Source organism: Thiocapsa bogorovii, from assembly GCF_021228795.1.
Taxonomy (GTDB): domain Bacteria; phylum Pseudomonadota; class Gammaproteobacteria; order Chromatiales; family Chromatiaceae; genus Thiocapsa; species Thiocapsa bogorovii.
Genome location: NZ_CP089309.1, coordinates 423,641 through 436,900, shown reverse-complemented (window position 1 = coordinate 436,900; position 13,260 = coordinate 423,641). Strand labels below are relative to the sequence as shown.

The window sequence follows — 13,260 nt, the reverse complement described above, 5'->3', positions numbered from 1 at the left end:
TTCGGCCGGGGATAAGGGGTCTGGTTCAAAGAACGCTCAACCTAAGCCCGACCCATTTCAGACGTCGTGATCGCAGGCAGTCAGGCGTCGCGCGATTGGTCCAGGAGCGCCTGCAGGCGCGCGACCTCGGCGAGCGCGGCTTCCTTGGCTTGGCGCTCGGCCTCCTTGGCTTGAAGTGCTGCCTCTTTGGCTTGGCGTTCTGCCTCCTCGGCGGCCCGTTCTTCCTCCAGCGCCTGTTGGATGGAGAGCTGCTGGCGCAGGAATTCTTGACGCGCCCGGTAGGCGTGATAGGCGCGGTCTTTCTCGGAGAAGGCGGTCAAGGTGCTCATGGCTTACTCTCCTACCACGGTCATCGCGATCGGCGACGAATCGGCCTCGCGAGCTGCCGAGCGATCCGCTTGGGACCGGAGGAAAAAGGCCATGTGAGAAAAGGCGCCAGGCTCTAATCACGCAGGCTCCCGACGCCATCCGGTCTTGCAATCCGCGAGGTTGAGCACGGGCAAGCCACGCGTCCACCCCATGTGGTCGGGGGTCGGACATCACTCCGACCGGTCTCGGCATCGTCCCGCATGCCTGTGACGGTGCCATCGTGGCACGTGGCGCAGAGCGCCAAGGGCATGCGTGACACCGCAGAGCGGGTGTCACGAGCGCATGATGTTTCGGGTGGCCGGTCTTACGGGCGAGGCCCTGGCCGCAGTGCAGTTGCTGGCTGTAGATGTCGGCCCGGGTATAGAGGATGCGCTGCGGGCTTCGACGCGAGCCGGCAACTGCCTCAGAGCCGGAGGGCGCGCCGATTCGTGCGGGTCACAACGCACCGCCGGCGGTTGTCGCGTTTCTTCCGGTCAGCCCGATCGACGGGTGCGGAGTCTCAGGGTAGGTATCGCCGGTTCGGTAGCCGACGCAAGCGCCAATCGCGGCCGGGGCCTGGTCTGGTGCGATCGAGATCAGCGCATAGGGTGCGCCGAGGGACGAACCGCACCGTGCGACGATCGGACCGGACATCGGTGCGGTTCCCTCGGCGCACCCTACATCGGAAGAGCCGTGACGCCGCCGATCGGTGGCGCGAGGGGATGCCTTTCGGAGCAGGATCACGACGGGGGTGGCGACCGCGATCTGCTGCGCGAGCATCGACATTGTGTCTGACCGGGACGCGGGCGATCGGATCGCGATCGCCGAGTCTCGGTCGGGTCCAAAAGCGGCCTGTCCAGAAGAAAAGCAAGGATGGATCTGTACCTCGACCACCGGGCCGGGGAGCGTTTCGGTCAGCGATACTGGCTTTGACCGCTGGCCTGAGCCGGCTTCTCAGGTACGTGATCTCGGCGAGACCCGCGTCCTTGGCGCGGATCAGAGTAATTTCACGAGCGCGGCGATGGCCGCGACCTGGGCAAGCATCAGTGGCACGATCCACTTGAGCAGATCGAGCTTGGTGCGGGTGATTTCGCCACGGACCTGCTCGATCTCCTTGAGCAGACGCAACTCGGTAGTTTGTAGATCGGCACGGATTTGCTCGATGTCCGCCTTGAGCTCGGCGCGTACTTGCTCGATGTCCGCCTTGAGTTCGGCGCGTACTTGCTCGATGTCTTTCTTTAGGCGGAGCTCGGTCTCGCGTAGCCCGGCCCGCACTTGCTCGATTTCCTTCTGCAGCCGCAACTCAGACTCGCGCACATGTCCCTGCGTGGCGAGGTCCGGGAGATGGGGATAACGCTCTTCGAGACGTTCGAACGCCTCGGCGATGACGCGCGCGCGGGCGCGATCGTCGGGTGCGCTGGTCAGGGCGTCATAGAGGGCGACACTTGAGCTCATGGGATGATTTTGTTGATCCGCTTGCCATGACTATGCCACCGGGTGTACGTGCCGGCAAGGCGGCGGTTCTAACGGATTCGACACTTGTTTGGCCGTTCGCGCTCAGATGGCGCCGGCGCGCCACAGAACACGGCCGATGACCTGAACGTGGCGGTCGCGATCGGCGCGGGGGACCAGCTCGTCCGGATAGCGGGCCTGATCTTCGCAGCGCAGGATGAGCGAGCCGTCGTAGCGCAGGTCAATCCGCCGAGATCGTAAGGCTCCCCCATAACGAACGACGAAGACGGCGCCCTCTGCGATCTCGCGATCGTTCAAATCGACGACGAGCAGATCGCCATCCCGGATCAGGGGCGCCATGGTGTCGCCGTGGGCTTCGAGCAACGCGAGATTCTCGGTGCACACCTTTGCTCGTGCGACCCATGGCTCCGAACAGGTCGGCCCTGCGCTTGTGTCATCGAGCGACAGCGATCCGGTTTCCGGATCGACGGTCATCCGACGTTGCGGCAAACGGAGCCATCGACCGCCTGGCGCCGGATAGCCCGTTGCGGTTTCGCGGATCTCGGGGTGGCGAGTGGGACTCGCCGACGATCTCGGCTCGAGCACCAGGGTGTCGTCCTCGGACAGGAGGTCGTCCAATGTCCAGCCTAGCGCGTCCGCGACCCGCTTTTGCTTGGTTCGGGGAATGCCGCGTGTCTTCCAGTTGTTGATGTCCTGACTTCGAACACCGATGCGGCTCGCAAACGCGGCGAGCGTTTCACCGCGCGCCCGCACGGCCGCCTCGACCTTCACCATCGGCTTCATCATGGGCGTGAAGTGCGAGTGGCGATTCCCGGAACGGGCCCTGGTTAACGGGGATATCAACGCAGCCCAATGCGTCGAGTCCATCGCAATGCTGGCCGAGCACTGCGGGATACGACCTTCGCTTCCCCTGTTGTTCGATGCGGAGCGCCTCTGCTCGGCCGTGGTCGAGCCGGAGCCAAGCGTCGAGTCGATCGGGCGTTACCTCGGCACCGTGATCGACACCGAGGATGCCCTGAGGGTGTTGCACAAGCGGCTCGCACTGGACATCCTCGTGGAATGGCTGGCGCGTGAGGCCGCTGCGTATGACGGCAATGTCACGCTTGGCGTGATAAGAACCTTCAGAATCTGGATCGACAGCACGCAGGATCTCGACGGATTGATCCAGGCGGCCTGTCTCCATGATGCCGGGCCGCGGTGGACGCCCGCTCAACTCGCATCCGCTTTGGTGGCGACGGGTCTTACGCGGGAGCCGGAACCGATCGACGGACTCGATCGACTGGACCTGCCTGACTCCGTTTCGTCCAGCGTCTATTCGCAGTTCGGGAACGCCTTCCTGGACATGGCCGGCCTGAGTGCGCGCAACTGTCGATACCGCTTGGGCGCGGATGCCGTGATCGCCTGTTTGCGGCAGCACTTTCCCGATGATGCCGAAACCTGTGCGCAGGTCATCGACCGTGAGACTGCTGCACTGGCGCAGGATCTGCGAGGACTCGGGCAATGGGCCGAACGGACCACCCGGGCTTCAGAGCGGGACGTGGAAACCGGCGACGGAGAGTCCTTCGTGCGATATCGGCCCGGTGATGTGCTCTCGACCGTGCAGGAGGCGATGTTGAGTCAACTTGGGACGGCGATTGCGTCAACCTGGGCGTCATGGCGTGCTCAGTTGGATGACGCGATGCAGTCCGATGTGCAAAAACGTCATCGTAGGCTCATCGAGATGATCAATGGTGCCGGCATCACCCTGACCGAGCGCGCTTGGGCTTGGATCGACGCCGAAGAGGATCTCGCGATGCTGGACTTACTGCTGCTGTTGATGGCCAAGGACGACAACACCTTATTCCTGGCTAATTTGCGTCGTGGGTTCGGCGAGCATCGGGATCTTTGTTTGATCCTGCTAGGCTATATCAATGGACGGGAGTCGGAAAGCGAGCTCGAGCACTCGTCTTGACCACGATCGCAGCGGGTTGCGGTCTCGGGGCCGCGCCTCCCGCGCCTCCCGCGCCTCCCGCGCCGCCCCAAGCGGCGAGGTCCGCGGAGCGCAGTTCCGAGTTTTCATCGCCGCATCGACGCGAGGGCACTGATCATGGCGACGACGCCAGAGGAGGTTTGGAGCTTGTTGCGGGAGTTGACTCAATCGCAGCAGGAGACCGATCGCCGCATGAAAGACACCGATCATCAGATCAGAGAGCTCGGCAAGCAGATTGGCGGCTTAGGCGAGAAATTCGGCAGCTCCACCGAAGGTCTGGCCTTGCCCTCGATGGAAAACATCCTGCGCACGCGCTTCGGCATGGAGGTGGTCAGCCCCAGCGTGCGCGTCACCAAAGACGGCCGGCACCTTGAAATCGATGTGCTTTCTTATGCCAACGGTCCGATCAATGCGGCTTACGTGGTGGAGGTGAAGAGCCACGCGCGCGAGGAGTCGATCGCCCAAATGAAGGCGTTGCTGACGCGTTTTCGGCAATTTTTCCCCGAGCATGGCGACAAACGGCTCTACGGCATCCTCGCCGCCGTCGATCTTTCGGCCGAGCTGCGCGAGCGGGCGCTGCGCGAAGGCTTCTATGTGGCCCGCATCCATGATCAGGTTTTCGAGCTCGATGTTCCGGCGGATTTTCAGCCGATCGCGTATTGATCGACACAGGATTACAGCGCGAGAACGATTGGGTGGTCATCCTGCTGAAGCTGGCGCGGCCAAACCCGTCCAACGCATGACGTATACCGTACTGGGCTCGGTTGAATGAGCGAGGCCCTGAAAGAGGCTTTATAGCCATTTTCCGGCGGCGATCAGGATCCGCCAGAGAGGTGGATTGCGCAATGCCCCGGCGCTTGAGGGTCAAAGGCCGGTTTTCTCATGGACAGGGATCCGCGCTACCGCGGAGAATCCTCGTGCCCGGCCGTTGGGTCGACGAGACCCCGGCCCTTCGTTTGAATTCCAAGGTGAATGCCCGTGCAGAAAACGGAAAATCTCAACGTCAGCGGCTTCGATCCGATGCCTTCTCCGCTGGAGATCCATCGTGCCGTGCCGATCTCCGATGCAGCATCGGCGACCGTGCTTGCAGGTCGCGAGACCCTGCAGGCGATCCTGGGTCGGCGTGATCCTCGGATCTTTGTCGTCGTCGGGCCTTGTTCGATCCATGACCCGGTCGCCGGTCTGGATTACGCGCGGCGGCTCAAGGCCTTGGCCGATGCGGTCTCGGACCGTTTGGTGTTGGTGATGCGGGTCTATTTCCAGAAGCCGCGCACGACCACGGGATGGAAGGGCTACATCAACGATCCGAACCTGAACGATACCTTCAGCATCGCCGAGGGCATGGAAAAGGCGCGGCAATTCCTGCTCGAGGTCACCGAGCTTGGTCTGCCCACCGCGACCGAGGCGCTCGATTCCATCGCCCCGCAATATCTGTGGGACCTGATCTGTTGGACGGCGATCGGTGCGCGGACCTCGGAGTCGCAGACCCATCGGGAGATGTCCTCCGGGCTGTCGACGCCGGTCGGATTCAAGAACGGGACCGATGGCTCGGTCGACACCGCGATCAACGCGATCCTCTCGGCGGCACAGCCACACAGCTTTCTCGGCATCAATGCGCAAGGCTTGACCAGCGTCGTCAGGACCCGCGGCAACCGCTACGGACATCTGGTGCTGCGCGGCGGGGGCAATCGCCCCAACTACGACACCGTCAGTGTCGCGATGGCCGAGCAGGCGTTGAGCAAGGCGGGTCTACCCGCGAACATCGTGATCGACTGTTCTCATGCCAACAGCTTCAAGCAACCGGAGCTTCAGCCGCTGGTGATGCACGATTGCGTGAATCAGATTTACGGCGGAAACCGCTCGATTGTCGGTCTGATGGTGGAGAGCTTCATCGAGGCCGGGCAGCAGTCGATCCCGCCGGATCTCGATCAGCTGCGATACGGCTGCTCGGTGACCGACGCCTGTGTCGACTGGGCGACGACCGAGCGGATGATCCGCGACGCGCACGCAGCGCTGCCCGACGCCGTTTTGTCGCGCCGCATGATCTGAACGCTACGCGATTCACCCGATCGGTTCGAGCATCCCCCGGCTCAGGGATTGCCCCGCAACCGCCTGTGGGTCGGGCTTCAGCCCGACAAGGGTCGCCGAGGACAGCCGCCGGCCGGGTCGGACTCAGGTCCGACGCACCGCAATCAGCCCTTGATGAACGACATAAACTCGGAGCGGGTGCGCGGATCGGTCTCGAAGGTTCCGCGCATGGCACTGGAGACGGTCGAACTGCGTTGTTTCTGTACCCCGCGCATCATCATGCAGGTGTGACTGGCTTCCATGACGACGGCGACACCGTGCGCCTCGAGGTGCTCCATGAGGGCATCGGCGACCTGGCTGGTCAGGCGTTCTTGGACCTGCAGCCGTCGCGCGAAGACGTCGACCACGCGGGCGATCTTGCTCAGACCGACGACCTTGCCGTTGGGCAGATAGCCGACATGTGCGTGTCCGAAGAACGGCAGCATGTGGTGCTCGCACATCGAGTAGAACTCGATATCGCGCACGACCACCATCTCCCTGACGTCTTCCTCGAAGAGGGCCTTCTTGATGATCTCCTCGGCGGACATGGAGTAGCCGCTGGTGAGGAAGTCCATGGCTTTGGCGACCCTCAAGGGGGTGCGGCGCAGACCCTCGCGGTTCGGGTCTTCGCCGATCTCGCCGAGCATGCTTTTCACGAGCGACTCTTTGCGGGCGTCGTAGACCTCCTCGTCGGATTCCGCCTCGAAGCTTCCGGCGTAATGGCTGTTGGTGAAAACCTGAGTGAGCTTGGGTTTCTCTGCCATGGTGTTGCCTAAATGGTCCTGGTGATGTGACTCGGCGCTCGCCGGATGTCGACTTGAACAGATTCTGGACAAGAGGGTGGGGCCGCGCCGGACAAATGGAACGCGTGGAGCAGTGAAGAGACTCCGAGACCGTCCAAGATCATTGTCATTCTCGCTGTCGTCATCGACCATCGGTGCGACCACGATGACGACAACGACTACGAATGGTCTCCGCACATCTGCCGTGCTGCACGAGGCGATCCGCCGCGTTCGTTCGGCGGGTGTTCCGGCGCTTCCCTGGTGGTCGCGCGGTGGCCAGAAGCGCCCGCATTCGGTATCATCTATGCGTGTTCATCGTGAATTTCCAGATCAGCGGACAAACGACGATGCCGATTCCGCAGGTCTTTCCACCCCGCTTCAGTATCGCCTTCAAACGGCGCCGGTCCTGTGTCTCCGATCCCTGCGTCGGGTTCGATCCCTAAGCGCCTCTCGCCCATAAACCGCCCCACCCGAATCGATTTCGTGCCATCCGAGTGCAGCGACCGAGCCAGGGCGACGCCGACGCACGTCCGCGTGCTCCCGCGTCTTCCAGCCGATGGCCTCCTGTACTCCGGACCTTCAGGAGAGCCTCATGTGTGGACTTTGCGGTGAGATCCGCTTTGACGACAACCCGATCGACCTCGGCGCCTTGAGCGCCATGAGTGCGGCCATCATCCCGCGCGGTCCGGACGGCAACGGCCTCTGGCAGCAGGGACGGGTCGCGCTTGCGCATCGCCGGCTCTCGATCATCGACCTCAGCAACCATGCGGCGCAACCCATGGTCGACAGCGAGCTGGGGCTCTCGGTCGCCTTCAACGGCTGCATCTACAACTATAAAGAGCTGCGTGCCGAGCTGGAAGGCAAAGGCTATCGGTTCTTCTCGCATGGCGACACGGAGGTGGTCCTGAAGGCGTTTCATGCCTGGGGCGATGCCTGCGTGGATCGCTTCCACGGCATGTTCGCCTTCGCCGTCGCCGAGCGGGACTCCGGACGACTGACCCTGGTCCGCGACCGCCTCGGGATCAAGCCGCTCTATTACGCCGAGGTGCCGGGCGGGCTGCGCTTTGCATCGACCTTGCCGGCGGTGCTTGCGGGCGGGGGCGTCTCCACCGAGATCGACCCGGTCGCCCTGCATCATTACATGCATTTCCACGCCGTGGTTCCGGCGCCGCATACCATCCTGAGCGGCGTGCGCAAGCTCGCGCCTGCGACGATTCGGACCATCGAGCGGGACGGGCGCCAACGTGACCGTTGCTACTGGGATATCCACTTCGTGCCGCGCCCCGAAGAACGCGATCTGTCCTTCGAGGATTGGCAAGAGCTCACTCTGTCGGCGCTGCGCACCGCGGTGGCGCGCCGTCTGGTGGCGGATGTCGATGTCGGCGTGTTGCTCTCCGGCGGGTTGGATTCCAGCCTCATCGTGGCCCTATTGGCCGAGCAAGGCCAGCGCGGCATCAACACCTTCTCGGTCGGCTTCGAGACCGTCGGCTCCGAGGTGGGCGACGAGTTCCAGTACTCGGACATCATCGCCGACACCTTCGCGACCCGTCACCACAAGATCCGGGTCGACTCGGCCTCGCGTCTCCTGCCCGAGCTGCCCAACTGCGTGCGTGCCATGGCAGAGCCTATGGTCAGCCACGACGTCATCGGCTTCTATCTGCTCTCCCAAGAGGTTGCCAAGCATGTGAAGGTGGTGCAGAGCGGGCAGGGTGCGGACGAGGTCTTCGCCGGTTATCACTGGTATCCGCCGATGCTCGGCAGCACGGATCCGGTCGCCGACTATGCGCAGGCCTTTTGCGATCGCACGCATGAGGACTATCGGCGCGCGGTCGATCCGCGCTTTCACGGCGAGGACGCGAGCCGCGCCTTCATTGCCGCGCATTTCGCCTGCGCCGGTGCGGATGCGCCGGTCGACAAGGCGCTGCGGATCGACCAGCAGATCATGTTGGTCGACGACCCGGTCAAGCGTGTCGACAACATGACGATGGCGTGGGGGCTGGAGGCCCGTGTGCCCTTCCTGGACCATGAGCTGGTCGAGCTGGCTGCGCGCATGCCCGATCAGCACAAGCTCTGCGACGAGGGCAAAGGCGTGCTCAAGGCCATCGGTCGACGTCTGATTCCGACGTCGGTCATCGACCGGCCCAAGGGCTATTTCCCGGTGCCGGCGCTCAAGTACTTGCGCGGTGAGGTCTTGGAGACCGTGCGCGATCTGCTGCATTCCCCGCGCGCCCGCGAGCGCGGTCTCTTCCAACCGGCCTATATCGAGGAGCTGTTGGCGGCGCCGGACGATCATCTAACCCCGCTGCGCGGCTCCAAGTTGTGGCAGGTCGCGCTGTTGGAGATGTGGCTGCAGGAACAAGGGGTCTGACACTCATGAGCAGAGATCGGATGCGTCATCGATTCGAGCGCAGTCGTGCTCCGTCGCTCAAGAATTGGGACCGCCGGCCGCGCGCGGATCAGGCGCTCGGTCAGCCCGCAATCGTCGACTGCGGATGGGGGCGTCTGCTCTTCGGTCAGACCTTCACTGACCCCAAGGCCATCGCTGAGGCGCTTCAGGAGGAGCATCGCGGCAAACGCGACGTCGCGCTCTATTTGAGCGATCCGCACGTGGTGCTCTCCTACGCGCCTCAAGACCTGTTTCTCGATCCGTCACATACCTTTCGGCTCTGGTTCGAGCGCTATCAGTGCTCGCCGCGTCGGCCTAAAGGGTTTCATGTCCGGTTGCTCAATCACCGTGAAGATGCCGAGGCGATTCATCGGCTCTACATCATGCGTCGCATGGTGTCGCCGAGTGCGGACTTCATTTGGTCGGAACGCACCTCGAAGATCCTCAGCTACTGGGTGGCGGAGGATGAGCAAGACGGCCGGATCCTGGGCGCGGTGAACGGCGTCGATCACGTGGCGGCTTTTTCCGATCCGGAGAACGGTGCAAGCCTTTGGGCACTTGCCGTCGATGCGCAGTCGCCATACCCGGGCGTGGGCGACGCCTTGGTGCGACAAGTGATCGAGTACTATCAGGCGCGCGGTCGCGGCTTCCTGGACCTTTCGGTCATTCACGACAATACCCGGGCGATCCGGCTCTACCGCAAGCTCGGCTTCGAGCGGATTCCGGCCTTTGCGTTGAAGAACAAGAATGCATACAACGAGCCGCTCTTTATGGGTCAGCAGCCGGAGACCAAGCTCAATCCTTACGCCACCATCATCGTCAACGAGGCGCGACGGCGGGGGATCGCGGTCGAGGTGCTGGATGCCGAGGGCGGCTATTTCGCCCTTGTGCTCGGTGGACGCCGCATCGTGTGTCGCGAGAGTCTCAGCGAGCTGACCAGCGCGGTGGCCATGAGTCGCTGCGACGATAAGGCGGTCACCCATCGGCTGTTGCGCAACGCCGGTCTGCGGGTCCCGGAGCAGACGCGTTTCGAGGCGTTGGATCAGGCCGAGGCGTTTCTCTCCAAGCTCGGCCGCGTGGTGGTCAAGCCCGTGCGCGGCGAGCAGGGTGCCGGGATCAGCGTCGACGTGCGCGATCCCGAGACCCTCGAGCGTGCGATCGCCGCGGCGCGGCGGGTCTGTGATCAGGTCATCCTGGAGGAATATGTCGCGGGCGACGACCTGCGCATCGTTGTCATCGACAACAAGGTCGTTGCCGCCGCGATCCGTCGACCGGCGCAGGTGACCGGAACCGGTCAGCATAGCGTACGCGACCTCATTCAGGCCCAAAGCCGACGCCGTCGCGCGGCAACGGGCGGGGAGAGCAACATCCCGCTGGACGACGAGACCAAGCGATGCGTCGTCTCCGCCGGCTACGACCTGGAGGCGATCCTGCCGAAGGGCGAGGTGCTGGCGGTGCGTAAGACCGCGAATCTTCACACCGGCGGGACCATCCACGACGTCACCGCACAACTCAACCCCGTTCTCGGCAAGGCCGCCGTTGCCGCGGCCCGGGCGCTGGCGATCCCGGTCACGGGTCTCGACTTCCTTGTGCCTTCGGTGCGCGGGACCGATTATGTGATCATCGAAGCGAACGAGCGGCCCGGCTTGGCCAATCACGAGCCCCAACCGACCGCCGAGCGCTTCGTCGACCTACTGTTCCCTCAGACCGCCGCCCGGGAGTGAAAGTCTTGAAGTTGCCCGCCATCGATACGCGATACCTGGTCGAGATCCTGCTCAAGCTACTGCATACGCCGAGTCCCGCCGGCTATACGGACCGCGTGGTTCATCTGGTGTGCGAGGAGCTCGAGCGCTTGGAGGTCCCCTTCGAGCTGACCCGCCGGGGCGCCATCCGCGCGACCCTGCGCGGCGACGTCTCCCAGCCCGACCGCGCCATCGTGGCCCATATCGACACGCTCGGCGCCATGGTGAAGTCGCTCAAGGAGAACGGCCGTCTGCAACTGGTGCCGGTCGGGCACTGGAATGCGCGCTTTGCCGAGGGCGCGCGTGCAACGCTCTTCACCGACAACTGCCAGTGGCGCGGGACCATCCTGCCGCTCAAAGCGTCGGGCCACACCTTCGCCCCCGAGATCGACAATCAGCCCGGCGGCTGGGATTTCGTGGAGTTTCGCATCGATGCGCGGGTGCGCAATATCGACGACCTCCTGCGTCTGGGCGTGCATGTCGGCGATTTCCTGGCGATCGACACCAATCCCGAGATCACCGACACCGGCTTCATCAACTCACGCCATCTCGACGACAAGGCCGGCACCGCGGTCCTGCTCGCGGCGATCGAGGCGGTGCGGCGCGAGGGGCTTGAGCTCCCGGTCGACTGTCATCCGCTCTTCACCATCTCAGAGGAGGTGGGGTCCGGGGCGTCGGCCGCGCTCCAGCAGGACGTGGCCGAGATGCTGACCATCGACAACGGTACGACGGCTCCGGGGCAGAATTCGAGCGAATTCGGCGTGACCATCGCCATGGCAGACGAGGTCGGCCCTTTCGATTATCACCTGACTCATCGCATCATCCAGCTCTGCCAGGAGTTCGCGATTCCGCATCAGCGCGACGTCTTTAAATACTATCGCTCCGACAGTGCCGCAGCCCTCACCGCCGGCAACGACGTGCGAACCGCGCTCGTGACCTTCGGTATCGATGCCTCGCACGGGTACGAGCGCATCCACTTCGATGCGCTGGAGTCGCTCGCTCGGCTCGTGAGCGTCTATATGCAGGGTCCGCCGCTCTTCAACCGCGATCGCTTCGAGATGGGTCCGCGCACGGGCTTTCCGATTCAGCCCGGTTGAGACGCGGATCGGTCGAGACGCGGATAGGACGATGCTGCAGGCCCTGACCCTGATCCTACTCTGCCAGCTCGCCGGTGAGACCGTCGTGCTGCTGACCGGTTTGCCCGTCCCGGGGCCTGTGCTCGGGATGTTGCTTCTGCTGGTGTGGCTGTTCCTGCGCGGCGGGGTCTCGGAGGAGGTCGGGCGCACGGCCGATGCATTGCTCGCGCATTTCTCGCTCTTGTTCGTCCCCGCCGGGGTTGGCGTGATGTTGCACTGGGAGCGTATTCAGGGTCAGTGGCCCGCAATCGCAGCGGCGCTGCTGCTCGGCACACTCGTCACGCTCGCCGTCACGGCCTTGACGATGGCTGGCACGCAGCGGCTCCTGGCGACGGTCAGCCGACGTCGTCGCGGTGCCGTCGGTGACTGACGCTCCCTTCACCGAGATTTGGGTCTATCTTGCGGCCTCGCCGCTGCTGTGGTTGTCGGCGACATTGGTCTGCTATCTGGCGGCCGACCGGCTGTATCGGCTCGGGCGCAGCAATCCGCTCCTGAATCCGGTTGCGGTGGCGGTCGCGCTCTTGATCGGGATCCTGACGCTGACCGGGACGCCCTACGCGGTCTATTTCGACGGCGCGCAATTCGTCCACTTCCTGCTCGGTCCGGCGACGGTCTCGCTGGCCATCCCGCTGTATCGACAGCGCGAGCGGCTCGGTGCCCTGGCCGTGCCGATCGGTGCGGCCCTGCTGGTCGGGGTGCTGACCGCGAGCTTGAGTGCAATCGGGCTTGCAGCCTGGCTCGGTGCCGACACCGCCACTCAGATCTCTCTGGCACCCAAATCCGTCACGGCACCGGTGGCGATGGGCATCTCGGAGAAGCTCGGCGGGATCCCGTCGCTCACGGCGGTTCTCGTGGTGAGTACCGGCATCGTGGGCGCGGTCTTCGGCACCGGCGTGCTGAGACTGCTGCGGATTCGCGACGATGCGGTCAAAGGGGTCGCCATGGGCGTCGCCTCGCACGGTATCGGGACCGCACGGGCGTTCCAGGTCAGCCCGACGATGGGTGCCTTCTCGGGTCTGGCGATGGCGCTGTCGGCCTTTTTGACTGCCGCGCTGCTGCCTTCTGTATTGGACTGGCTCGGATTGGCGGGCGGATGAGCGGAGTCGGGCCCTGCGCGGCGCCGCGGGAAAGCGACGCGCGAGACGAGAGCGATCTATTGCTTCTCGACGGTGCTCATCGTCATGATGCTGTAGGCCGGGCAGGACCGCACGAATGCGGTTCCCATCAGGACCAGCCCGAGGAGGCCGAGCCAGGTGCCGGCGAACACGCCCCAGAGCATGATCAGGACGCCGGCGGCAAGTCGAATCTTACGGTCTTTCTCACCGATGTTTTTGGTTAATTCCATGCGAGGCACCTC

13 protein-coding genes are annotated in these 13,260 nt (G+C 64.0%); 8 read left to right on the top strand and 5 right to left on the bottom strand.

Annotated features, from left to right (window positions below; translation table 11 throughout):
* Positions 1-80 precede the first annotated feature (80 nt).
* From LT988_RS02010 to LT988_RS02000, 3 genes are all read right to left on the bottom strand, one after another.
* Positions 81-329, bottom strand: coding sequence for a hypothetical protein (locus LT988_RS02010; protein ID WP_232408607.1), 249 nt, complete (start codon positions 327-329; stop codon positions 81-83).
* 1,015 nt (positions 330-1,344) lie between these two features.
* Complete coding sequence (locus LT988_RS02005; RefSeq protein WP_232408606.1) at positions 1,345-1,803, bottom strand: coiled-coil domain-containing protein; 459 nt, start codon at positions 1,801-1,803, stop codon at positions 1,345-1,347.
* A gap of 102 nt (positions 1,804-1,905) precedes the next feature.
* Positions 1,906-2,607 (bottom strand): S24 family peptidase, encoded by a 702-nt coding sequence (locus LT988_RS02000; protein WP_232408605.1) that lies wholly within the window; start codon positions 2,605-2,607, stop codon positions 1,906-1,908.
* A gap of 85 nt (positions 2,608-2,692) precedes the next feature.
* Here LT988_RS02000 and LT988_RS01995 point away from each other — a divergent pair, with 85 nt between their 5' ends.
* From LT988_RS01995 to LT988_RS01985, 3 genes are all read left to right on the top strand, one after another.
* A complete protein-coding gene (locus LT988_RS01995) occupies positions 2,693-3,772 on the top strand; it encodes a hypothetical protein (protein WP_232408604.1) in 1,080 nt (359 codons plus the stop codon).
* A gap of 135 nt (positions 3,773-3,907) precedes the next feature.
* Positions 3,908-4,453: a DUF3782 domain-containing protein gene (locus LT988_RS01990; protein ID WP_232408603.1), complete on the top strand. Its 546-nt coding sequence runs from the start codon at positions 3,908-3,910 to the stop codon at positions 4,451-4,453.
* Positions 4,454-4,762: 309 nt separating this feature from the next.
* On the top strand, positions 4,763-5,839 hold the full coding sequence (locus tag LT988_RS01985) for a 3-deoxy-7-phosphoheptulonate synthase (RefSeq protein ID WP_232408602.1): 1,077 nt from the start codon (positions 4,763-4,765) through the stop codon (positions 5,837-5,839).
* 143 nt (positions 5,840-5,982) lie between these two features.
* On the opposite strand, the gene folE is transcribed toward LT988_RS01985, so the two are convergent.
* Positions 5,983-6,621 carry a GTP cyclohydrolase I FolE gene (gene folE / locus LT988_RS01980; protein ID WP_232408601.1) on the bottom strand — a complete coding sequence of 213 codons (639 nt, stop codon included), beginning with the start codon at positions 6,619-6,621 and terminating at the stop codon, positions 5,983-5,985.
* 610 nt (positions 6,622-7,231) lie between these two features.
* Between folE and LT988_RS01975 the strand changes: the two genes are divergently transcribed.
* Genes LT988_RS01975 through LT988_RS01955 form a run of 5 tightly spaced genes read left to right on the top strand, consistent with a single transcriptional unit; the run spans position 7,232 to position 13,000 of the window.
* Positions 7,232-9,007 (top strand): N-acetylglutaminylglutamine amidotransferase, encoded by a 1,776-nt coding sequence (locus tag LT988_RS01975; protein ID WP_232408600.1) that lies wholly within the window; start codon positions 7,232-7,234, stop codon positions 9,005-9,007.
* A 20-nt stretch (positions 9,008-9,027) separates the two neighbouring features.
* Positions 9,028-10,749: an N-acetylglutaminylglutamine synthetase gene (gene ngg, locus LT988_RS01970; RefSeq protein WP_232408599.1), complete on the top strand. Its 1,722-nt coding sequence runs from the start codon at positions 9,028-9,030 to the stop codon at positions 10,747-10,749.
* A gap of 5 nt (positions 10,750-10,754) precedes the next feature.
* A complete protein-coding gene (locus LT988_RS01965) occupies positions 10,755-11,864 on the top strand; it encodes an osmoprotectant NAGGN system M42 family peptidase (protein ID WP_232408598.1) in 1,110 nt (369 codons plus the stop codon).
* 31 nt (positions 11,865-11,895) lie between these two features.
* Positions 11,896-12,273, top strand: a complete 378-nt coding sequence (locus tag LT988_RS01960; RefSeq protein WP_232408597.1) for a CidA/LrgA family protein — start codon at positions 11,896-11,898, stop codon at positions 12,271-12,273.
* Complete coding sequence (locus LT988_RS01955; protein ID WP_232408596.1) at positions 12,266-13,000, top strand: LrgB family protein; 735 nt, start codon at positions 12,266-12,268, stop codon at positions 12,998-13,000. The genes LT988_RS01960 and LT988_RS01955 overlap by 8 nt, the downstream gene beginning before the upstream one ends.
* A 56-nt stretch (positions 13,001-13,056) precedes the next feature.
* On the opposite strand, the gene LT988_RS01950 is transcribed toward LT988_RS01955, so the two are convergent.
* Positions 13,057-13,248, bottom strand: a complete 192-nt coding sequence (locus LT988_RS01950) for a YgaP family membrane protein (RefSeq protein WP_232408595.1) — start codon at positions 13,246-13,248, stop codon at positions 13,057-13,059.
* Positions 13,249-13,260 lie beyond the last annotated feature (12 nt).

What these genes read in the sequence shown, in the direction of transcription:
- LT988_RS02010 (WP_232408607.1), bottom strand. Translation starts at nt 329, where the DNA reads ATGAGCACCTTGACCGCCTTCTCCGAGAAAGACCGCGCCTATCACGCC.
- LT988_RS02005 (WP_232408606.1), bottom strand. Translation starts at nt 1,803, where the DNA reads ATGAGCTCAAGTGTCGCCCTCTATGACGCCCTGACCAGCGCACCCGAC.
- LT988_RS02000 (WP_232408605.1), bottom strand. Translation starts at nt 2,607, where the DNA reads ATGATGAAGCCGATGGTGAAGGTCGAGGCGGCCGTGCGGGCGCGCGGT.
- LT988_RS01995 (WP_232408604.1), top strand. Translation starts at nt 2,693, where the DNA reads ATGCTGGCCGAGCACTGCGGGATACGACCTTCGCTTCCCCTGTTGTTC.
- LT988_RS01990 (WP_232408603.1), top strand. Translation starts at nt 3,908, where the DNA reads ATGGCGACGACGCCAGAGGAGGTTTGGAGCTTGTTGCGGGAGTTGACT.
- LT988_RS01985 (WP_232408602.1), top strand. Translation starts at nt 4,763, where the DNA reads ATGCCCGTGCAGAAAACGGAAAATCTCAACGTCAGCGGCTTCGATCCG.
- folE (WP_232408601.1), bottom strand. Translation starts at nt 6,621, where the DNA reads ATGGCAGAGAAACCCAAGCTCACTCAGGTTTTCACCAACAGCCATTAC.
- LT988_RS01975 (WP_232408600.1), top strand. Translation starts at nt 7,232, where the DNA reads ATGTGTGGACTTTGCGGTGAGATCCGCTTTGACGACAACCCGATCGAC.
- ngg (WP_232408599.1), top strand. Translation starts at nt 9,028, where the DNA reads ATGCGTCATCGATTCGAGCGCAGTCGTGCTCCGTCGCTCAAGAATTGG.
- LT988_RS01960 (WP_232408597.1), top strand. Translation starts at nt 11,896, where the DNA reads ATGCTGCAGGCCCTGACCCTGATCCTACTCTGCCAGCTCGCCGGTGAG.
- LT988_RS01950 (WP_232408595.1), bottom strand. Translation starts at nt 13,248, where the DNA reads ATGGAATTAACCAAAAACATCGGTGAGAAAGACCGTAAGATTCGACTT.